Annotated in this window: 20 protein-coding genes; 7 read left to right on the forward strand and 13 right to left on the reverse strand. The window is 44.3% G+C overall.

The window, feature by feature from the left end; genetic code table 11:
- The first annotated feature begins 122 nt into the window (after window positions 1–122).
- On the forward strand, window positions 123–1,781 hold the full coding sequence (locus MHI45_RS17585; RefSeq protein ID WP_076114519.1) for a histidine kinase N-terminal 7TM domain-containing diguanylate cyclase: 1,659 nt from the start codon (window positions 123–125) through the stop codon (window positions 1,779–1,781).
- 81 nt (window positions 1,782–1,862) lie between these two features.
- Here the strand turns inward: MHI45_RS17585 and MHI45_RS17590 are convergent, their stop codons facing one another.
- Window positions 1,863–3,365 (reverse strand): malate:quinone oxidoreductase, encoded by a 1,503-nt coding sequence (locus MHI45_RS17590; RefSeq protein ID WP_076114518.1) that lies wholly within the window; start codon window positions 3,363–3,365, stop codon window positions 1,863–1,865.
- 308 nt (window positions 3,366–3,673) lie between these two features.
- On the opposite strand from MHI45_RS17590, the gene MHI45_RS17595 reads away from it, so the two are divergent.
- The 5 genes from MHI45_RS17595 to MHI45_RS17615 all read left to right on the forward strand — a co-directional run bounded on the left by MHI45_RS17595 (window position 3,674) and on the right by MHI45_RS17615 (window position 7,568).
- Window positions 3,674–4,051, forward strand: a complete 378-nt coding sequence (locus MHI45_RS17595) for a BlaI/MecI/CopY family transcriptional regulator (RefSeq protein ID WP_038598023.1) — start codon at window positions 3,674–3,676, stop codon at window positions 4,049–4,051.
- A complete protein-coding gene (locus MHI45_RS17600; protein ID WP_076114517.1) occupies window positions 4,048–5,280 on the forward strand; it encodes a M56 family metallopeptidase in 1,233 nt (410 codons plus the stop codon). The genes MHI45_RS17595 and MHI45_RS17600 overlap by 4 nt, the downstream gene beginning before the upstream one ends.
- Before the next feature lie 61 nt (window positions 5,281–5,341).
- Window positions 5,342–5,638: a transposase gene (locus tag MHI45_RS17605; protein ID WP_076111493.1), complete on the forward strand. Its 297-nt coding sequence runs from the start codon at window positions 5,342–5,344 to the stop codon at window positions 5,636–5,638.
- An 11-nt stretch (window positions 5,639–5,649) separates the two neighbouring features.
- Window positions 5,650–6,507: an IS3 family transposase gene (locus tag MHI45_RS17610; protein ID WP_256718146.1), complete on the forward strand. Its 858-nt coding sequence runs from the start codon at window positions 5,650–5,652 to the stop codon at window positions 6,505–6,507.
- Between the two features lie 128 nt (window positions 6,508–6,635).
- Window positions 6,636–7,568, forward strand: a complete 933-nt coding sequence (locus tag MHI45_RS17615; RefSeq protein ID WP_076113746.1) for a hypothetical protein — start codon at window positions 6,636–6,638, stop codon at window positions 7,566–7,568.
- Between the two features lie 120 nt (window positions 7,569–7,688).
- Here MHI45_RS17615 and MHI45_RS17620 read toward each other — a convergent pair whose 3' ends face one another.
- A complete protein-coding gene (locus MHI45_RS17620; RefSeq protein ID WP_076113747.1) occupies window positions 7,689–8,474 on the reverse strand; it encodes an N-acetyltransferase in 786 nt (261 codons plus the stop codon).
- A 96-nt stretch (window positions 8,475–8,570) separates the two neighbouring features.
- On the opposite strand from MHI45_RS17620, the gene MHI45_RS17625 reads away from it, so the two are divergent.
- A complete protein-coding gene (locus MHI45_RS17625) occupies window positions 8,571–8,789 on the forward strand; it encodes a DUF6199 family natural product biosynthesis protein (protein WP_076113748.1) in 219 nt (72 codons plus the stop codon).
- Here MHI45_RS17625 and MHI45_RS17630 read toward each other — a convergent pair.
- The 11 genes from MHI45_RS17630 to MHI45_RS17680 form a co-directional block, all read right to left on the reverse strand.
- Complete coding sequence (locus MHI45_RS17630; protein ID WP_076113749.1) at window positions 8,778–10,292, reverse strand: hypothetical protein; 1,515 nt, start codon at window positions 10,290–10,292, stop codon at window positions 8,778–8,780. The two genes, MHI45_RS17625 and MHI45_RS17630, sit on opposite strands and share 12 nt — an antisense overlap.
- A 515-nt stretch (window positions 10,293–10,807) precedes the next feature.
- Window positions 10,808–12,397, reverse strand: coding sequence for an ABC transporter substrate-binding protein (locus MHI45_RS17635; protein WP_076113750.1), 1,590 nt, complete (start codon window positions 12,395–12,397; stop codon window positions 10,808–10,810).
- A gap of 54 nt (window positions 12,398–12,451) precedes the next feature.
- Window positions 12,452–13,333, reverse strand: a complete 882-nt coding sequence (locus tag MHI45_RS17640; protein ID WP_076113751.1) for a carbohydrate ABC transporter permease — start codon at window positions 13,331–13,333, stop codon at window positions 12,452–12,454.
- 40 nt (window positions 13,334–13,373) lie between these two features.
- Window positions 13,374–14,294, reverse strand: coding sequence for an ABC transporter permease (locus MHI45_RS17645; RefSeq protein ID WP_038598029.1), 921 nt, complete (start codon window positions 14,292–14,294; stop codon window positions 13,374–13,376).
- A 150-nt stretch (window positions 14,295–14,444) separates the two neighbouring features.
- Entirely contained in the window at window positions 14,445–16,019 is a 1,575-nt protein-coding gene (locus tag MHI45_RS17650) for a response regulator (RefSeq protein WP_076113752.1), read from the reverse strand.
- A gap of 12 nt (window positions 16,020–16,031) precedes the next feature.
- Complete coding sequence (locus tag MHI45_RS17655; protein ID WP_076113753.1) at window positions 16,032–17,765, reverse strand: cache domain-containing sensor histidine kinase; 1,734 nt, start codon at window positions 17,763–17,765, stop codon at window positions 16,032–16,034.
- 189 nt (window positions 17,766–17,954) lie between these two features.
- Complete coding sequence (locus MHI45_RS17660; RefSeq protein ID WP_076113782.1) at window positions 17,955–18,500, reverse strand: DinB family protein; 546 nt, start codon at window positions 18,498–18,500, stop codon at window positions 17,955–17,957.
- A gap of 65 nt (window positions 18,501–18,565) precedes the next feature.
- Window positions 18,566–19,513 (reverse strand): helix-turn-helix transcriptional regulator, encoded by a 948-nt coding sequence (locus MHI45_RS17665; protein WP_076113754.1) that lies wholly within the window; start codon window positions 19,511–19,513, stop codon window positions 18,566–18,568.
- A gap of 95 nt (window positions 19,514–19,608) precedes the next feature.
- Window positions 19,609–20,352, reverse strand: coding sequence for a MerR family transcriptional regulator (locus tag MHI45_RS17670; protein ID WP_076113755.1), 744 nt, complete (start codon window positions 20,350–20,352; stop codon window positions 19,609–19,611).
- 9 nt (window positions 20,353–20,361) lie between these two features.
- Complete coding sequence (locus tag MHI45_RS17675) at window positions 20,362–21,096, reverse strand: ABC transporter permease (protein WP_076113756.1); 735 nt, start codon at window positions 21,094–21,096, stop codon at window positions 20,362–20,364.
- The gene (locus MHI45_RS17680) at window positions 21,093–21,812 is read right to left on the reverse strand and encodes an ABC transporter ATP-binding protein (protein WP_076113757.1); all 720 of its coding nucleotides are present in this window, start codon (window positions 21,810–21,812) and stop codon (window positions 21,093–21,095) included. The genes MHI45_RS17675 and MHI45_RS17680 overlap by 4 nt, the downstream gene beginning before the upstream one ends.
- Window positions 21,813–22,026: the final 214 nt, after the last annotated feature.

A 22,026-nucleotide genomic window follows, 5' to 3' on the forward strand; every position in this document is an offset into this window, starting at 1 on the left:
TCCTGTATTAATCCCCTTAATATCTTGTAATCTTTCCATGCTGATTATATATTAAAATCAATATATAAGACTCTAGACCCACATAGATTCAAATTACTAATAATAGCAAGAGGGTGCACCTATTGGCTTTGGAGTCGTGGATTGATTTGATACTTTGCTTCATTTTATTTCTTTTGTTCGTATACATATTTGCTTCGGTCACGATTACAAATCTGCATAAAGTATATTTGGCATTTCATTTTTCCATGATGATATGGCCTTACTGCCAGTTCGCCATCAGATCCGCCCAGGACCCCATTTACCAATTGTTTTATGTGAAGCTTGCCTTTGTGGATGCTTCTCTGCTGACTGCCGGCTGGATCTTCTTCACCATTCTTATCTCGGGCCAATCGCAATTTCTCAAGCGGAAAATATTAATGCTCCTGTTCATCCCGGCAATCATCTCATCGCTCGGTGTGGTGCTGAATCCCAATGGCTGGTTTGTTCTCCCGGTAAACGGCGGATATGTCGAAAGAATCTATGGTCCTATTTTTTGGATCAATATTTCAATCCTCGTTATCCATGCCATCGTATCCCTATATATCATTTATGTAGCCCTGGTCTCCGATCAGGCGCCCCGGATTAAACACCAGGTCATGTACATGCTGAAAGGGATACTGGCAGTGACCGTATTTCTTATGCTCGATATCTTCCTGAATGTTGTACTAGATGATTATTTGCCCGTCATCCCGGGGTTCACCTCTTTGGGTATTGTGATCTCAGCTATTTTCTTTGTGATTACAATCCATCAGGATAAAGTGTTTGATATTGTGACCATCGCCCACCAGGATATTATAGATACGTTGGAGTATGGGATTCTAGTGCTTGATGATCATGAAAAGGTGGTGGAAATCAATCAGGCTCTGCACCCCCTCCTGCTAATGGAAGCCGGTGACCTGTTCGACATGTCCGGCATCTTGCCCGGCAGCACCGTAGAGAACGCAAACTTCCTGCTTCGTTACCGGGAATGTCCCGATGAGGTAGCTGAGATTGAGCTCTGGCAGCCTGACGTCCAGCTATATATCCACATTCATGCCGCGCCCATTATGGTTAATGCTGTCAGGGTGGGGCGGATCATCACGTTCCAGGATATGAGCGAACTTCGCCGTCTCATTGAGGAGACTAATCATCAGAACAGCATTCTGCAGGAAAGAAACGAATCTTTAATCAAGGTCCAGGAGGAGTTGTTTCAGACCAACCGCAAGCTTACGAAGATGGCGATCACCGACAGCTTGACAGGATGCTATAATCGTCACTATTTGACCCAACAGCTGGAGAGTGAAGTGACCAAGAACCGGGAATACCGAGCCCCTTCGACACTTATCCTGATAGATATTGATTTCTTTAAAGCGGTCAATGATCGTTACGGTCATTTGGCCGGAGATGCAGTGATTTGCGGTACGGTAGAGATCCTGCAGCAAACGCTTCGGCAAGATGACATCTTAGCCCGATATGGCGGAGAGGAATTCATTATTTATTTACCGGATACGGATGAGTCACAGGCACTGCTCCTGGCCGAACAGCTCAAAGCGAACATAGAATTCAATAAGATGAGTATCGAAAATGTAGACCAGCCTGTGTCGGTCACCATTAGTATGGGTCTTCTAAGTATCAATGATTTCACGGCCCGGCAGCCAAGGGATGCGGCTGCCTACTTAAGTGATTTGTTCAAATCGGTGGACGAAGCCTTATACGAAGCTAAAGATCAAGGCCGCAACCGGATTGTTTCCATTCGAGGATAAGAACTTATAGCCGGGATAGAGCCTTTACCCTACTGTATACAAAAAGTTGAACCGTACGAAACGGTTCAACTCAAGGATGGTTTATGGGGTTGTTTGCGGTTCTTTTTCACTTAGACCAAGTGTCTGCGTTAGGGAAGCCAGAATCTCCTGGAGCAATTCCGGGTTGTCCTCCAGTGAAACGCCGTAAGAAGGAATCATTTCTTTTATCTTCGGCTCCCATTGCTTGATATGCTGCGGGAAGCATTTCTCCAGTACTTCCAGCATCACGTGAACGGCAGTAGAAGCACCTGGAGAAGCGCCCAGCAGCGCAGCTACCGACCCATCGGCGGCACTCACTACTTCGGTACCAAATTGGAGCGTTCCTTTACCACCCTCCGTATCTTTGATCACCTGCACACGTTGGCCTGCTGCCACCATACTCCAGTCTGCACTTTTGGCGTTCGGAATAAACTCGCGTATTTCATCCATGCGTTGTTCATTCGATAACATCAGCTGCTGGATCAGGTATTTGGTCAAGGACATTTCTTTTACACCTGCCGCCAGCATGGTGAGGAGATTATTCGGTTTTACGGAACCGATCAAATCCAAATTCGAACCCGTTTTCAGGAACTTTGGCGAGAAGCCGGCAAACGGTCCGAACAGCAGTGCTTTTTGGTTGCCGATATACCGGGTATCGAGATGCGGGACAGACATTGGCGGAGCCCCAAGCTTGGCTTTACCGTATACTTTTGCATGATGCTGTGCGACCACTTCCGGATTGTGACAGACCATAAATAATCCGCTTACCGGAAATCCGCCAATATGTTTGGACTCTGGAATGCCGGTTTTTTGCAGTAAGGATAGGCTACCGCCTCCAGCCCCGATAAAGACGAATTTGGCGGTATGGTATTCGATTTTACCGTTATCCAGATTATGCACTTTAACTTTCCACATGCCGTCGCTGGTCCGTTTAATATCCTTGATCCCATGCTTATAGTTGATTTCGACGTTTTGGCTTTTTAGATGATCAAACAACAGGCGCGTCAAGGCGCCAAAGTTGACATCTGTTCCGGAGTCGATCTTGGTTGCAGCTACCGGTTCATTCGATGTACGGCCTTCCATCATCAGCGGAATCCATTCCTTCAGCTTCGCAGGATCATCGGAATACTCCATCCCTTGAAACAGAGGATTTTTTGATAGCGCTTTAAATCGCCTGTTCAAATAAGAGACATCCTTTTCCCCTTGCACCCAACTCATGTGCGGAAGCGGCATAATGAAGTCCTGCGGATGACGAATCAAGTTGCGTTCCACCAGATAAGACCAGAACTGTCTGGAAAGCTGGAACTGTTCATTGATTTTTACAGCTTTGCTGATATCTATGGATCCGTCGTACTTCTCGGAAGTATAGTTGAGCTCACACAGTGCCGCATGACCCGTACCCGCATTGTTCCATTCGTTAGAGCTTTCTTCTCCCGCGCCTGCAAGCTTCTCAAACACTTTAATTTCCCATTCCGGTGCTAACTCTTTCAGCAAAGCTCCCAAAGTCGCACTCATGACTCCGGCACCAATTAAGATAATGTCTGTTTTTTTCTGTTCGCTGCTCATAAAAAACCTTCCTTATCTCTTTTATATTTGCAAAAAAGAGCCAGACCGACTGCTTAGGGACTGTAAGAGGCAAGGCTCCACTCAGGAATACTATTAAAAACGTTATCGGCTGTTATCAGATAATTATATACAATTTGAAGCAAATAAAAAATCAAAAGTTTGCACAATCCGTATGACATTTATATGCAGATGTTTGATATGGGAATACCCGATTATTCGCTTTAGGCTTGACCCCTTACGTTTACACTTGTAAACTATAACTATCGTTTACAGACGTAAACAAAAATTATTGAAAAAAGGTGAAGACAATGCAGGAGTCCCCACGCATTACCGAGGCCGAAAGCGAAGTGATGAAGCTCCTCTGGCAAAAAGAGCCTTTGTCTGCTAATGAGATTATTTCCAAGCTGACGCAGCAGATGCAGTGGTCGGATCAGACGATTAAAACCTTTCTGAACCGGCTGCACAAGAAAAAGGCTATTGCATTCGAGAAGTCCGGCCGGAACTATCTCTACTACCCGCTGGTTTCACACGATGAATACTTAAAAACCGAAAATCGTTCTTTCCTGGACAGGGTTTATAAAGGGGCCGTCGGTATGTTATGCGCGAAATTTCTCGAAGAAGAGAACCTCTCGGAGAAAGAAATTGAGGAGCTTCAACAACTTTTGGAGAAAAAGAAGAACTCATGAAATCATTCGACACCCTTTTCCTCCTCTTCCTGGCCGCGTCCCTGGCTTCAACGGTCATCCTGCTATTGTTGCTCTTGACCCGGAAGCTGTTCCTCAAGCGCCTTAGCCCTAGAACCCTGCATGCATTGTGGTTTATCGTTTTGATTAAGCTGCTGGTTCCCTTCGCTCCGCAAAGCCCTGTCAGCCTATTCAATCTAATACCGCAAGCGTTGCCTGTGGAATGGAGTCTGGATCAAAAGAATACCCTACCGATGCTTTCTTCCGAATCCGACTCCAGTACGAAGGTGACAGTAACGGATAGTGGAGAAAAAACCGTGCGTCCAGACACTGCCCCGATCCGTTCGGGAGAACAAGGTTCGTCTATTGCACAGCCGTCTCCTCAAGAGAACATCTCTGAGAAAGTTCGCGATGGGCTGAGCGGGTTAGCAGTAAGCACGCTGGTTTGGCTTGGAGGACTCCTTTTTTTCGCTTCATACTCCCTGTTCTTCACGCTCAAATTCAGAAGCAGGGTCGGAACCTCCCGCCAGTCGGACAACCCGGAGGTGCTCTCCGTTCTCGCGGCGTGCCTAGAGAAATTAGGCATCCGCCAAACTATTCCCGTCTATGAAACGAGCAGTCTTCGCAGCCCGTGTCTCTATGGTTTAATGAAGCCCAGAATTTATTTGCCCGAAGATATCGTCGCGATTGCCGATACAAGGCAGCTCACACATATTCTGCTGCATGAGCTGACCCACTATCAACGCAAAGACTTATGGTTCAATTCCCTGTGGACGTTAGCAGTCTGGCTCCATTGGTACAATCCGCTGGTTTGGCTGGCCATGAAAAAAATGAATGCCGATCGGGAGGCCGCCTGCGATGCAGGCGTGCTCGAGGTGCTGGGTGAAAAGGAAGCTTCGTCATACGGTATGACCCTTCTTATGCTATCGCGCTTATTTTCCAGAACCTCTGCCCCGCGGGTCAATCTTTCGCATTTCTTTGAGCACCAGAATGAAACGAAACGGAGAGTGACGATGATCGCCAAGTTCAAAAAAGGTTCGTACAAGCTATCCGCCGCCGCTATTCTCTTGGTTCTTGCCTTGAGCATCGTCTTGCTCACCAATGGAGCACAAGATGCAAATGGCACCCGGCCGGATGTGAATACCCATGCAACAGACTCCCAGAAGCAAACTGTTTCTTCATTCAGGATCGTCAGACCGATTGACTCGTTCAAATGGTTTAACTGCTGTTAGAGTTAAAAGTGGACACTCGTTAAGAGAACAGGAATAATGAGAATAACGAGGAGGTGTCCACATGAGTGGAACACGAAAAAGCTACAATGATGAATTTAAAAAACAGACGGTAAAGTACATCCAGGAGCAGACCAAGACGGTGGCGGAACTGGCCCACGAGCTGGACATCCCCGCTAAAACCCTGCATCAATGGCTGGGCAAGTTCCGGCAGTTCCCAGACGAGCCCGTGGCCAGCGCCGAGAGGGTACGAGAACTGGAACGACAGTTGCGGGAAAAAGAACAGCAACTAGCCGATATGGCGGAGGAAATGGCCATCGTAAAAAAAGCAGTGCACATCTTCAGCAATCCAAAGAACTGAGATTTCAGTTCATCGAAGATCATCGCTCCCGGTTTCGTGTGGAGAAGATGTGCAGTGTCCTTGAGGTATCGCGGAGCGGCTATTACAAATGGAGAACGGCAAAACCAAGCCCACAAGCGACCCGAAAGGCGTTGCTTCTTCAGCGAATCACCTATCAATTTAACGATACAGGAGGCTGCTACGGCAGTCCTAAAATCACGATTCTTCTCCAGCGCGAAGGCCACAAGATCAGTGAGCGTACCGTAGGGAAATACATGAGAGAGCTGGGCTTGCGCTCCTGTGTAGCAAAGAAATTCCGCGTAAACACGACCGACTCCAACCACACCTTACCGGTTGCACCTAATCTGCTAAACCAACAATTCTTCACCGAAAAACCAAATCAAACATGGGTCGCGGATATCACTTACATTCCCTGCCGGGAAGGACGGATGTACCTCGCCAGCGTGCTTGACCTATGCACCCGGGAAATCGTAGGCTGGCGGCTGGACGACCGGATGACCACAGATCTGGTAATGAGCGCTCTAGAAGACGCCTACAAGGCCAAACGCCCAAAGAAAGGTCTCATTCACCATTCGGATCGAGGCTCACAGTATGCCTCAGCCGACTACCGTAAACGTTTGGTGAAATACCGCATGAAGGCCAGCATGAGCCGCAAAGGCAACTGCTACGACAATGCTTGCATTGAATCTTTTCACAGCCTATTGAAAAAAGAGTTTGTGTACTGTACCCGATTCAAAACGAAGAAACAAGCCTATGATGGCATCTACCAGTACATTGAATTTTTTTATAACCGCAAGCGAATCCATGGTGCTCTGGGCTACGTATCGCCGGTTCAGTTTGCAGCTAGATTCAAACGAAAAGCAGCCTAATTTCATTTTTTAGTGTCCACTTTCTTGACGGAGGTCCAAACCGTCTAGACCGGGCGATCGTTTTTTCCAAATTCGACTTTAAAGTACCTGACTATCTGCCCAAAGGTTACCAGCTTGAGAATGTGGAATTGAGTAAGCTATTCTCCAAAGCGAACAAAGTTGACCTAATTGATACAGTAACCATTACTTATGTATCCCATTTCGGACAAGAAGACGAGAAGCAGTTCGAGATGCGCGCCTCCAAAGGCAAGGGTAATATGCTGGAGCACAATTTATTGTGGGGCGCTCCATATTCCCAAGAGGCTACAACCTCTCCTTCTTACCGGCAGGATGTGGTTGAGATGGGCAATATCCAAGGCACTCTATTCACGGCAAAACGAGTCAACGGGCGTAAGCCGGGGACGGGCATAAGCTACATCTGGCAAGACAAGGATATAGAATATGCGGTCAATTTCGATAGCCAGTTCACACAAGAGGAGCTATCGAAAATCGTGCAATCCTTTGTTTCCCCGCAGCAGACCCAGCATGTCCGCTACGATGGGGAGGGAAATTCTTTTCCTCTATACGACGAAAAAGATTTGCTCGAAGCGAAGAATATTCTCGGCTTTAACGTGAAGTTCCCGTTCGGCTTGCCTGACACCCAGCTTACGCTGGCCGACTCGATATTGCTGAAAGCTGGAGACCAGAATACAGGGTTCTCGTTCAAACAGACCTCGGATGCCCTGTGGAATGACTATCGGGCACCTTACGATTCCAAAATCTATGATATGAACGATGTACTTTCGCTTTATCAGAGCAAAGCTCCACTGTTCAATGCGTCCAAGCTCTCGTTCATTCGGAAACTGGAGATTAACGGCATCGAAATTTCAGCTTATGCTGATAACGCTCACGTTTACTCTGGCCCTTTCTATGCTGGCAGCGGCTCAGACAAAACAAAGATAAAAACTCAAACTTATTACTTCTGGGAGCAGAACGGTCTTTACTATGCTGCCAACTTCCTGGGTATGGATAAAGACCAGGAACTAAATCTGAAGGCTTTAGTTCTCGCTCCTGTTCACTAGTTCTGTGGGGCAAAGAAGAACTCGGCCTACAAATGATACGCTTCACCGCGCTAGCCTAAGCGACAAGTTTTAGGGCCATCCCTTGCGGAATGGCCCTTTGCTAGATAGTAGCACGTTACATCAAGTGCATTTTACTTTAATGTTTAACAGTCGGGTTTTTGTAATCATCCCCGCACTTTCTAGCGTCCATTTTGACGCCTCGTTATAATACCAGCATCCACAAATCGGCGTTAATTCGTGGTTATAACACCATTTTTTCAAATTGAGAATAATGGTCCTCCCAATTCCCTGCTTGCGATACGCCTCATTCGTAAACATGCCTATACTCGCCAATCCATTAAACATTTTACTCTTTTCAAGAACTCCTATTCCAAGCAAGACAGAACCCCGATAGTACGAGAAGAGTTCTCCATTCGCAATCCTTTTTTCATAATGATCAAGAAAATCCCCGCACATCTGTTGTATGGGTAAGAGATCATCTAATGTTGCGGGAACAACTATGTCGTCTTTTAGTGAATTATTCTCCGGTATATTTAAATGACTATCTTGAAAAAAATAAGCTTGCTTGGTGATGTGAAGGTCTTTATCTAAAGCTAAGCTTACAAATAGCTCATCACAGGTCGGTACAAATAGAGACTTCACGTCATGATTCTCAATCACTTGTCTAAAAAGCTCTTGGGCATGCCTTAGATACGATGGCTGGATGTAAAATTGAGTTAGTAACTGATCCTGATGGATCGCATAATAGCCGACTTCATTTAATTCATCAAGGATCACATAAAAAGTTGATGTTAGAATATGTTCCTCCAAGAAGGAATCAAATGGCGATGACAATGTATGGATATAATCTTGAATGAGATGCTGTACCTCGTTTATCAGGCACTTTTTAAAAAGCAATTGAATCATCCTTCCGTACTAGAGATAGACCTTCATTAATCATAGCATCAAATCGGGCTCCTTATCACTGGCGAGTATCGTTATAATTATAAAGGAGGATATAGAATGTGGATTTTTATTGTTGTTTTCACGGTCATTGGAATCATATCTCTAATTAGTCCGAGAGCTTCTTGGTATTTGTCAAACTGGTGGCGTTATGAAGGAGAGACAGAGCCAAGTAGCTTTTCCTTGTTGTTATATCGGATTGGCGGAAAGCAAGAACATCAGAAAAAGACGACATTCATTCGCAGCTTGGCGAATGAATGTCGTCAGTTACTCTATTAATTCAATATGTGATTTCAAGTCTAGTTGCAACGAATTTACAGAATACCAATTCCTGAATCCAATTCCAATCGCACTTAAATCGGAAAGCATATTTGTTCTGTAAACTTCTACAATGGATGTATCTTGATCAGCAACAGAAAATACATAATCTCCATTATTCTCAAGTCTCACTTGTAATATCTCAACATTCCGAGCTACATTATAACTAAATATCGGATCAATAGATTTGGATAAAACAACTTTTTCATTGTTAAAAATACCCCAAATATATGTCTCACCAAGTTTTGTTCTAAAGATAATACCCGCTTGATATGCAGACACTTTAGGTTCTTGTGCAATAGAAATCTGTACATTATATATAAAATTTTGATTAGGCTTTATATGATACATAAATTTAGGAGAATTATTGTAATCATATTCTTTATCAGTTTGAATGCAAAACTTAATAATATCTTCGTCAGACTGTATAATACCTTCTTCATTATTTTCTGCGTTCCATTTCATTTCAGGCATTTCATTCTGTTGTATTCCCCGTAATGAATAAAGCATAATTAAAACTTCTTTTAAATAAGTTTTCAAGGAATTCTCTAGTATTATTGCTTTTTCTGAGTTCACTTGTACACTAAAGGATCGGTTTTCTGTAATTAAGCTTTTTAAATAAACCGAAATAACTGTTTTCCATTCTCTAATAAGTTGTGCCGATGTCTCCTCTATTTTTTCTATTAAGGTACTATTTACTGAAAAACGCTTAAATTGTATCACTAATTCTGCGTTAAGGACTTCCTTTGATTTAACCATTCCTAATAACTTGGTGCCAATGTATTCAGTAGTTATTCCGCTGTTGTTCTCTTGGTGCTGTTCCATTGCTATAATCTCATTATTTATCGGTGCATTTAGGATCTCGTTTATACAGGTAATAAGTAATTCTGATTCCAGGGGTTCTATATGTAAGCTTTCAATTGAAAAAAAGCATTCTGTATTATATGTTTCATGAGAGGATGTCGCCAAACTTTCTAACATTTCCGTAGTGATAACAAATTCATCATATTTATAACCTTCATTTTTCTTTTGTGCACTGTCCATAATATAATAAACCCCTGTTGTGGCATTGTACCCTTTAATTAAAAATAAATGCATCCAATCAGATACATTATAATGATGACTGTAATAGAGCGTTTTCAAGTTGCCGAAGACTAGAACTGGTCTTTGGAGAGTTATTTGTTCCCTAATAATCGTATGTATATCTTTGCACAGGGGGAAATAATGTAACTTTAGACCTAAAAGACTCATAACTTCTTCAGTGTTCTTACAAAACTGGTTAAAATCAATTTTTAAATTCGAACTATGATATAACTCAAAACATTTCTGAAGAATTAGATAATAGTTTGAAAAGTAACTCCTTTTCCCCTCTGCAACAATTAATAACGTTTTTTCTAGACAATTCACCTGATCAAGTAAATAATTATCTTTGTTTGGATGAATAAAAGGTAAAATTAAAGTCATACTCATAATCTCCAATCTGATTAGAATAATGAGCCACTTCTGTTAATTAAAAACACAGTTACACAAATCTTCAACGGTTTCAAAGATTATAATATCTAAATCTTCATCATACAGTTCCCCCTACTCAATTCAGGAAATCGTTTGCACAACTTTACAATAGCATACCATTTATATGACCATATGGGAATAAAATACTAGTAAAAAGCTGCTGCGAATGAAGGGATTAAGGAAAGTGCTATTTTAATGATCAGGCTGCTCAGGGAGCATGGATACCACCAGCCTTTGGTTTGATACTTTAATTATACCAAGTGGAAACGGCTTCGCCGTCCTCAAAAGGACGGTATCCGTTTCAGCGAGAAATAGAAGGATAATTTATAGCGTGAAACATATAAATTCTTATCTTTCGAAAAAAAAGACATTCTCCTTAGAAAAATGAGGAGAATGTCTTTTTGAGATCTTAATGGACTTTTTCAGTGACCTCCCTTTGGGGCGGAGGTTTTGCTCATTAGAGCTGTTTACTTGTTTGCCAAGAAAGCATCAATTTGAGCTTGCAGTTCAGCTTGGATTTTATCAATGCCAGCCGATTTCAGTTGCTTGTTCAGCTCTGCAAGGCCTTTGTCGATATCATCAATTACGCCGTACTCAAGCGGAACCGCATAGCGGAGCATCACATTGCCTATGTTGGCGATTTGCGTTTTCACTTTGCTGTTGTCGAATACAAACGTTTCAAGCGGATAATGATAGACGTCCTTTGCTTCCCAGCCATTCACCAGATCGGAAATTTCTTGCGGGAAGGCTTCATTGTCACGGTTGAGCGGCGAGTTGAAGCTCCAGTTCGAGAAGCCGGTAAAGTTCGCATTTTTATCGGTTGCTTTATATTTGTCGTCGCCCACCGCTTCATAGTGTACACCGCTTACGCCGTACATCATCAGATCATGCAGTTCTTTATCATTTTGCATCAGATCGATTAACATCAGGGAACGTTCCGGATTCTCGGAAGTTGCATGGACCGACGTACCGTTTTGTGTAGAAATAGCTACCGATTTTTTCTTGCCTTGGTTGATGTCGGCCAGTGCCACTTCATAAGGAGAATTTTCTTGGCGCATTAAAGCCATGAGGGCTCCAAGCGTTCCGTTGTTGTGTGTAATTGATGCCGTTTTGCCTGCTTTAAAATCCGCCTGATGATCGTTTTTGCTGTTCAGAACGTTCTTCGACCATGCATTGTTATCGGCAAGATCCTTGTAATACACGAGCAGATCTTTGAACTCTTGCGTTTCATATACGTTAAAGATTTGCCCTTTTTCATCCGTCAATTTAAAGGCAAACGGAAGGTCGAGATCAAACATATTCCATTCATTTTGCTGTTTCAGCAAGACGCGGTCCAAATTGTGAAATTTCCAGTCCCCTGTTTCCGGAGTGAAAGGCGATACGCCCTTCTCGTTTTGTGCTATCGCTTTCAAATAAGTAGCATAGGTTTCCGGGCTGTTGATTTCTGGAAGATTATGTTTCTTACGCAAATCTTCACGATACAAAATCAGCTTTTCGACCGACTCCCCTCTGTTTTGCGGAACCATGTACAGTTTTCCGTTTACTTTCGCCTGATCCCAGCTCACATCAGACATGGCAGCCATCGTTTGCGGCATATATTTGGTAAGCAGCTCATCAGTCAATTCCAGGAAGCCGCCTTTCAGCGCCTGATCATTGTAGCCGGCCCAGTTTGCTGAATAGATGAGGTCAAAATCTTCATCTGCCGCCAGCTTCAGTGGATACTTTTGCGCCCAGTCAGACCAGTCCAGGAATTCACCTTCGACCGTGGCATTGATTTTTTCTTTCAGCTTTTTATTAATCTCAGCAAAAACGATATCATAGTCTACAGGTTTGGGACCTACAAAAATCATTTTCAGCTTCACTTCTTTGGAGGTATCAATGGCGCCTGAGGTGTCTGAGCTGCCTGTCGTATCGCTTCCTGGCTCTGCTGACTCTGATGCATTGTTAGTAGCCTGAGCAGGTGCATTGGCATTGTTCTTTCCGCCGCCGCATGCACTCAAAATCATTACGAAGGTTAAAACGAGCGCCAACATGATCAATCTATTTTTCTTCAGCATTTCAAACCTTCCCCCTCATGTTTAAATATATTGATTAACCGGATTTCCCCGGGTTCACCCTTTCACAGCACCAATCGTCAAGCCTTGGACGAAGTACTTCTGTACGAACGGATAAGCTAGCAGAATTGGACCGGTTGCTACGACCGTCATCGCCATCTTCAAGCCTTCGGTCGGAATCGAAGTGGTAACGACGGCTCCCGCACCCATCATAGCTTTTCGCATGCCATCCATATTGCCAAGCATTTTATATAAATAATATTGGAGCGGCATCAGGTTTTCATTGGATATAAATAGCAGCGCATTGTACCAGTCGTTCCAATAGGCAAGTGCAAGGAACAATCCGATTGTAGCAAGCGCCGGTTTTGAGAGCGGCAGGATTAGACGAGCATAGATCTTGAAGTCGCCTGCGCCGTCAATTTTGGCCGATTCTACAATCGCTTCCGGAATGCTGCCCATAAAAGACTTCATGACAATGATATAGAAGACGTTGAGCATCATTGGAATCACTAAGGCCGCCAGAGTATCCTTCATATCCAGGTAGTTGACCATAAGCAGATACCATGGGACCAGCCCGCCACTAAACAAAGTTGTAAAGAAAAAGAAGAAGGAAAATTTGTTGCGCCACTTGAAATCTTTTCTGGACAGCGCATAAGCGGTCATCGAGGTCAGAAACAAGCCCAACAGCGTGCCTATTATCGTAACCCCTATCGTTACCAAGTAGGCCTGAATCATTTGCTCGGGATACTTAAACAAAATGCTGTAGGCTTCCGTAGAAAATGCAGTCGGTATAAATTGATAGCCTTCCGTTATGATTTTATTTTCTTCCGTAAAGGATGACGATACGACAAGCACAAAGGGAAGAATACATAGAATCGCGAGAAAAATCAGGGATACATAACCAATACCTGAGAATATTTTACGATCAAGCTGCTTCATATCGTTACCTCCATTTTGAAAAACTAAACTCCTTATGCGCTTAGAACAGGGCGCGGTCTTTGTCGTATTTACGGACAGCAAAGTTCACGGTCATGATCGTCACAAATCCAAGAACGGATTGGAAAACGCCAGCCGCAGCCGACATGCCGATGTCATTCGAAGTAATCAGCGATCTGAAAACGAAAGTGTCGATAACATCTGTCGAAGAGAACAACAAACCGTTGTTGCCGATCATGTTATAGAACATCCCGAAGTCACCGCGGAAGATATTCCCGACCGCCAGCAGCACCAGAATAATAATCGTCGGATAAAGATTGGGAATCGTCACTTTCATGATCCGCTGAAAAATGTTGGCACCATCGATTTCAGCCGCTTCGTACATCTCGGTATCTATGCCCGTAATCGCGGCCAGGTACATCACCGTTCCGTATCCAAGACCTTTCCAGGCGGAAACGAGAACCAGGATATACGGCCAATAGGAAGGTGTATTGTAAATATCGACAGGCTCCAGTCCTAAGCCTCTAAGCAGAGCATTCACAGTGCCGATATCATAGTTGAGCAGGTTATAGGCAATCGCCCCGACAACGACCCATGAAATAAAGTAAGGAAGAAACAGCGCCGATTGTGTAATTTTCCGGAACCATTTGCCGCCGACCTCAAACAACATGATTGCTGCAAATATTTGCAACGAGTTGTTCACGATAATAAACGCAATGTTATACAATGCTGTATTTCGTGTGACCCGCCAGGCATCTCCCGATTCAAAGAAAAAGCGGAAGTTGTCGAGTCCGTTCCAGGCACTCCCAAAAATACCGCCGGCGTAATCATAATGCTTGAAGGCAATAATGATGCCTGCCATCGGGATATAGGCAAACAGGAGAAAAAATGCAACCGCTGGTGCCAGCATCAATAAGAGAACCCTATAGTTTTTCAAATCACTCCAAAATGTATGCCCTTTCATCTTTGCACCCCTCTCTTCTCTATATCTCTGATTATAATAGGGCGGGTGCGGTGACATAATTCAGCGAAACAACTAAACCTAATACTAATTCAACGATTCGACAAAAAATAAGCCCCTGTCCCGTCCGGAACAAGAGCCTCACGAATAGATTCAAATTTTGTTTCTCTTCCGGTACTCGCCGGGCGACATGCCCATGTACTGCTTGAACTGCCTATTGAAATAAATAATATTTTTATATCCGGCTTGCTCCGCAATTTCATATATTTTCTTAGTCGGATCTCCCAGCAGCTCGCATACCCGCTTCATTCGCAATTCACCCAGGAAATCGCTGAATAGACTGTTGGTTTCGACTTTAAACAGATGACCCAGATAGTTGGGCGTAAAATCGAAATGAGCGGCAACTTCGTTCAGCGTTACTTTTTGCTCCAATCTTCCTTTCACATATTCCGTAATTTCATCAATTAGCTTCCGCTTTTGTCTTTGCCGCTTCAAATACAGCAGCTCCGACAGTTCAAAGAACCTTCTTCTCAGCCACGAAAGGATATCATGCACCGTTTCGAACTGAAAGAGCACAAAAGGATGATGGGAATCCCAATTCAAAATCTCGTACAAATGCTCATCCATTTGCCGCAGATCGGCATGAAGCTTGGAGGTAATCCGAATGATGATGTCGTAAATGTCGTTTTTCTGGGAGATCGGGCTGTCTCCGGCAAACAGCTGCAGCAAGCAATCGTCAATGGTTGTAAGGTCGTAGTCGAGCATAGCCTTAAGCATCCGGTCAACAATAACCTCTACATCCGCAGCGATCTTTTCCTTTGGGTGCCACTCGGAGGCGTCTTGGATGAGCCTGTTTTTCCCGACAATCCATTTGATGCTTAAAGCGGCCTGAGCCTGCCGGTAGGACTTATGCAGCTTGTCGAGTTCGGTTGTGTACATCCCCCGGCCGATAGTAATGGAAAAGGAAAATTCCTGATAAAACGCCCGAATCAGCTCTTCCATCAAAGCGGTGAAATATTGTTCCTGAACTGCAGCCAAGATCACAAAGTGATAGTCATAGGTGGTGATGACCATGCCTAAATTTTGATCGTGAGCGAACTTCCGGATGAAATGATTAGCGCTGCTGCTCCATACACTCCGCTTCTCTTCAGTCCATGACTCTATTTTCCACGCCATGTCGTCGATCTCAACGATGGCTACCGCGGACGCATCTTGTAAATAGGGCACAAGAAAACTCTGAATATGCGTCTCGACCTGACCCGGAGTGGCCTCGTTAAACCAGCGCAGCAGCAGTTCCTGATTCACAAGCGTCAGTGTCTCCGACAAGGAAGTATGCTGCTTCCGCTCTTTCTCAATCTTGGCGCAGAGTCCGCTCAGCATATGGTTTAGCTCGTCGTCATCGACGGGCTTAAGCAAATAACCGGATGCGCTCAATTGAATCGCTTCTTTGGCATAGCTGAAATCCTGATGCCCGCTAATAAAAACAATATGGACCTCGGGGTTGATCTCCTTCGCTTTCCGCGCAAATTCCATTCCTGACATGATGGGCATACGGATATCGGAGAGAATGATGTCAACAGGATACTGCTCCATCATTTTGAGAGCGGCAAACCCGCTCGCGGCCGTTCTAACATTATGCAAAGGCAAATGCTCATTGCCCGCCACACGCCGTCTGAGCCATTCCAAATCAACCACTTCGTCATCCACCAGCAGAACGTTAATCTCCATCGCCATATCCCCCTACTCCCCCAAATCTTCCCGGATTTCCGCATTATCCACCGGTAAAATAATTTGAACTGTCGTTCCCGCCCCAAAATGGCTGCCAATCTGAATGCCGAAATCATTGCCGTATCTCAGTTTAATTCGTTCTTCCACGTTTCTCAGACCATAGCTGTCAGAATGAAGCGGGTTCGACCGCATTGTTCTAAGGGTATCCGGCCGCATACCGATCCCGTTATCAATGACCTTAAGTTCAATCCGGTCGCCAAGCCGCTTTCCGGTAATACGGATCGCAATCGTCTCACCGAACCAGGCGTGCTTGAATATATTCTCGACAAACGGCTGTAAAATCAGCTTAATAATGGGAATCTGTAAAATTTCCGGATCGATATCATAATATACCTTGAAGGCATCCGCATACTTTACTCTCTGGATTTCAAGATAGGTCCTTACCTGCTCCAACTCCTTTTCCAGAGAGATATACACATGCCCTTCGTTTAAGGTGAGCCGATAAAATTTGGAAAGGCCTTGTACCATCCTTGTAACCTTCTCAACTTCCCCCAAATTGGCCAAACTGCCAATCGTCGACAGTGTATTGTACAAAAAATGCGGACTGATTTGGGCTTGCAGCACATCCAGCTCAGCTTGTTTTTTCTGGATGCCCTGCTCGTAGACGTCGCGGATCAGTTCCTGGATGCTCGTGGCCATTTGATTAAAGCTATTGGCAATGTAGACAAATTCATCATTTCCTGAAAACCCGATTCTTTTGTAAAAATTCCCTTCCTGAAACGACTGGACCAAATATACGATCCGTTTAATTTTTTTGCCGGAGATTCGGGCAACCAGGAAGCCGATAACAGCCATAACCAAAAAGCTGATGGAACAGACAGTGCCAATCACCTTCTGCATTCTGCTGGCGTCTTTGTTCAAATAAGTGTGCGGTACCCTTGCCTCGATGGCATATCCCGGTATCGGAACATCTTCGCTAATAATCAAATAAGAGTCTTGCTTCGCATGTTCATCTACAATACCCTGTTCATATATAGTTGATCCTTGTGTCCTATCCATTAAACGAAGGTCAAGCCCCTGTTCAATCGGAAAGGTATCGAAATTGCCAAAAAGCTCGTCAATTCTCGCCGTGACACGAATATAACCGATAATGGCCGGACCATTTGAAGAAACGAGCTTGCGGACATACGAAATGTTGCCCAGCTCGCGATCGGTGTCTGCCTGAAGCCACAGGCTGTCTTTGCTATCCGTGACGATCGACTGAAACCACTCCGTATTTTCGATCGTCCGGTAAGGAAGAACATAATAATCGCTTCTACCAATCGGCATCGACATATCGTCACCGGTAATTTCAAGCATCGTCTCATTCACGGTATAGAGCGCAAGTCTCAGCTTGTTCCCGTACAATTGCAGAGGGGCCTTCATATAAGGAACGATGTCGTCTCTCATCTTAAGCATGTTATCCAAAGGCTCCCCCCTAAACTGAAGAGCATTCTGAAAGTTGAAATTGAGAAACAGCGAATTGCTCATTCGTTTGATTTCATCCGTCTGGTATTCGATGTTGTTCCTTGTCTGCTTCAGAGCGGTCCTGATATTCGTTTCCGCCATCTCTGTCCTGGATTGAATGAGCATCGTATATGCGATATAGCCGACCAGTATATCTGTCAGCAATACAAGAATGAGATACGGAATCATCATCTTGTAGGTGAACGGAATATACTTTTTCCTGAACCAGAACCTCTCCATGGGCATGCTCCCTTGTAACCGTGTCAATGGAATACCTTCATTTTTATCTATTCTACAATGAAATGAAAGCGGTTACTATAGAATGCATTTGGAAATTCGATCTTTTTCGCACAATAAAAGCCCGCAGCAGCTGTGCGAGCTTCAACTCCATACCTTTCTACCTATTCAGAAGAGGCGTTGTTGGCTTGTTCATTCATGAACATGAACCAAACCTTGTTTTAAGCGGTCCAGCTGCAGAAGATGATGACGGTAGTGCATTTCAACAAGCAGAAACCATTCCTCTGCGCACAGTCCACCGAATCGCGGATGGGGCACTGTATTTTGTTTGGACGCTTGCTCTAGGGTCGGTTCAATCTCCTTCATTCTCTGGTTGACCGTGTGCAGCCCTTGAATTAGCTGCTCTTTGCTTTCCGGCTGCTGCGGCGTATATTGGGGAGAAGGCGGAACCTGAACACGAATCGGCGGGAAACTTCCTTGAGCGAATATTGCCTCACCTGCTTCGGTTTTTCCCGCTTGAGATATCAGGGAATCTTCGCTTGGCACAAGGCATTGATCTACATTGCGAAGCTGCATATACAGCGCCGAGTTAATAAGATGTTGAACCATCTGTCCGATAGACCACTCATTGTCGCTTGGTTTTTGCTTCAGCTGCTCCATACTGAATGGATCCAGTTCATCAATATAATGTGCCACAGTTTCCTCAAAACGTTGTAAGGCTTCCTTGGTTGTAACCATCATGTATTAGCTCCTTTAATCATCTTTTGTTCTAAGTATACAAAAACGCTACTGACACCCTTATGTCAGTAGCGTTTCAACATGTTCTCCAGTTCGTCTCTAACCCGATTCCGGAAGGATTCCGGCTCCAGTACAACCACTCCGGCTCCCCAGCCGAGCACGGATTGCAGCAATTCCTCCGCCTGCCTAACACGAAAGGTTACCAGCAAGCCTTCCGGTTGATCCTCTATCGTATCTATATAGAAGTTGTTCGACTCCCTTACCTTATCGGCAATGTCAGGCTGGACCCGGATGCGCACACGGATGTTGCGGTCATCTGGAGGCCGGTATGCCTCCAAATTAAAATCTGCTGGAAGCTTGAATCCAGCTTCCAGTTCAATAAGCTCCGTCATCCGGGACAACCGGAAATGACGGATGTCTTGACGCAATTCACACCATGCGATGAGTACCCATGCCCCATGAAGGAGCACAAGCCCATAAGGAGCAACCGTACGAACGCTTTGACGGTTTCCATCGGCTTCGGCGATTTTTTTGGAATAGTGGAAGCTTATTTTTCGTTCCTCCAGGATCGCCTGACGAATCGCTTCCAGGTATGCCTTCTCTTGTATTCGTGATACATCTTCAGCGGACGTACGCAACCGAATGCTCTTACGTATCCGGGCAGCCTCACTGCGGACCGGTTCCGGGAGGATGGCCTCAATCTTTCCTCTGGAAGTACGAGACTTACGGCCATAGTGGACATCAAACCACTGCTCGATAAAATCCGTTCCGATGAGTAACGTCACAGCTTCTTCTACCGTAAAGCTGACTGGCGGCAGGAAATACCCCTCCATTAAGGAGTATCCCTGTCCTGGCGCCCCTATCATGGATACACCAGCTTCACTTAAAGCTTGAATATCCCTATAAATGGTTCTCACGCTTGTTTCAAAGGTAGCGGCCAAATCCTCGGCCCGCAGCACCTTATTACGCTGCAGCTCAAGCACTATGGCTAACAAACGATCCGTTTTGTTCATGCGGCTGCACCCTTTCCCGGCTGTTTATGATACGATTCTCCGCTTTGGCTGAAGCGTGGCTTTGTAAATGTACTTCTAGCCTCAAAGCTGAATTGTTATATCCCTAAATACAGCTTTGCCCTTAGTAACAATATAAGCTCCTTTGCAGACTCCATGGCTTGTTCCAATGAATAGGTTAAGCGATCTGTCACTGAAATAATGTCTTCATGATCTTCAGGTGTGTCGAGCACTTTCTTGATATTAAGATTAATTCCCCTAATTCCTCCTGCTTGATTCATCAACCGAAGGATTGCACTTATCGAATAATGCGCTGTCCTTAAAGTACGAATAATTTTCAATTGGTTTATTTCATTTTCTGTATATGCACGAGCTCCGTTTGAAAGTCTAGGGACTGTTATTAATCCATTGCGTTCCCAATTTCGGACAACTTCAGGTGAGAGGTCCAGAACTTGAGCTGCCTCTTTTCGTGTATAGGTTCCAATAGATGTGGATGTTTTTCCACACATCAGCTGCTCCGAAAGTTCAATAGCTTCTAGCGCTCGATCATATTCTTTTTCTAGATGGGACAGATATGCTTGCGTATGTTCTAGTGCTTGATTGAAATCCTCTTTGCCGCTAGCTTCAACAATGACTCTAGCCTTTGCCCGAATGAGTCCTTGAACAATTTCACAACGAAAAGCGATTCTAGCTATTTTCAGTTGAAATAAATGCACTTCGGAATAAATGCGGTAGCCATTGTCACCTCTCGGAACAGCTGAGATATATCTCCATTCTTCATAAATCCGTACAGTGTTGGGATGTACCCCAACAAAGGCTGCGATTTCTTTGGTTTGGTACATCCCTCAGCCCTACTTCCACTTAAAAAATTTGAATGCTCCAATCAAGCTGATCACAGTAACAATGCCTAACATCAAAAACGGCACTGTCATCCCCTCTGTTTCTCTACCTGTACTTACCAGCTTTAATAAATGGATTCCATGTGACAAGGGTAATATATCCATTATCCATTGAACGAAGCGTGGCATCACTTCATATGGAATTGTCGCACCTGAGAATAATAACATCGTAAAGTAAGCGATAGAACTCCACATATTCGCTGCCTTTTGATCAGGTACGACACTGCCAATAAAAGTGCCAATACTGTACATGGCAAAAATAACAAAAGCATATACGCTCAAAAATATAAGCCAGGAGCCTACTATTTGATAATCAAAAAATAAATAATATACGAGAGTAACACCAATAAATGAAACAAGAGCAGAGGAAAGCTGAATTATAGCTTGGGCGAATAAAATCTGTAAAGGTGATACCGGCGTCACTTGGAACCGTTTCAGAATACCCCGATGTCGATAATCAGCAATGGTTAATGGTAGACCCATTACACCTGTTGCAAGCACACCAATAGTTATAACGGCTGCGTAGGATAATTCAAAATTAGATGAACCTGCCGATGCATCTTTACTAAGCACGTAACCAAACAAGGTCGCCAAAATGATCGGAAAACATATACCGAAAATTAAAATATCAATACCTCTCCATACCAGCTTACCTTCTATTTTTAAGAGTGCAAACATTGTACTCATCCCCAGTATTCCTCCTCTCCGGCAAAATGTAAATATGCGTCTTCAAACGTTGTTTTCCCGCTAGCGACTAACGCTTCCTGAATTGTTCCATAAAAGACGGTTTGACCCTCGCGCAGAATTAATATCTCATCACATAACGCTTCAACCTCATCCATGTAATGTGATGTTAAAACAATCGCCAAACCATTTTCTTTCATTGTTACGAGCTGCTTCCACAGCATACGGCGTGCCTTTGTATCAAGCCCTGTTGTCAGTTCATCTAAAAACACAAGTTTCGGTTCGGGAATTAGGGCAAGAAGTACGGCCAGTCGCTGACGCTCCCCACCAGAAAGTAATTTAACAAGTTGCTTTTCCTTATCTGCCAACCCAAAGGATTGTAGTAAAGCAGGTACGTTAGCCGTTTTTTTATAGAGTGATCGCCACTGTTCACATGCATCGGAAACGGTTAGTTTATCTTGAAAATTGGTTTCTTGAAACTGCACCCCTACTTGTTCAAATATCTCCTTTCGATTGCGTACCGGTGATTTACCAACGATGACAAGCTCATCATGAGTGCTCTTTTCAATACCAAGCACTGCAGCAAGGGTTGAAGATTTCCCTGCCCCATTTGCACCTAGTAATCCAAATACCTGCCCAGACTTTACTTGAAAGCTAATGTGATCGACTGCCTTTTTCTGACCGTATGTAACGGTCAAATTTCCAACCTTTAATACCATGTTCTAACCTCCTAAATAAATCTTAGGACGTAACTATAACAAATGATCTATTGGGTGGTGTCTTACTGGAGGGTTTGAAATGCCTGCAATATTAATTGTCTATCCGGAACATTTAGAACCACATTTCACCGCCGGGCCCCTACCTCGTTCCTCCCAATAAAAAAAGGTATCCGTGAGGCTATGTAACATAGCCTCATGGATACCTCTGATAAGA

It is taken from the genome of Paenibacillus sp. FSL H3-0321, assembly GCF_038002865.1.
Taxonomy (GTDB): Bacteria; Bacillota; Bacilli; order Paenibacillales; family Paenibacillaceae; genus Paenibacillus_AQ.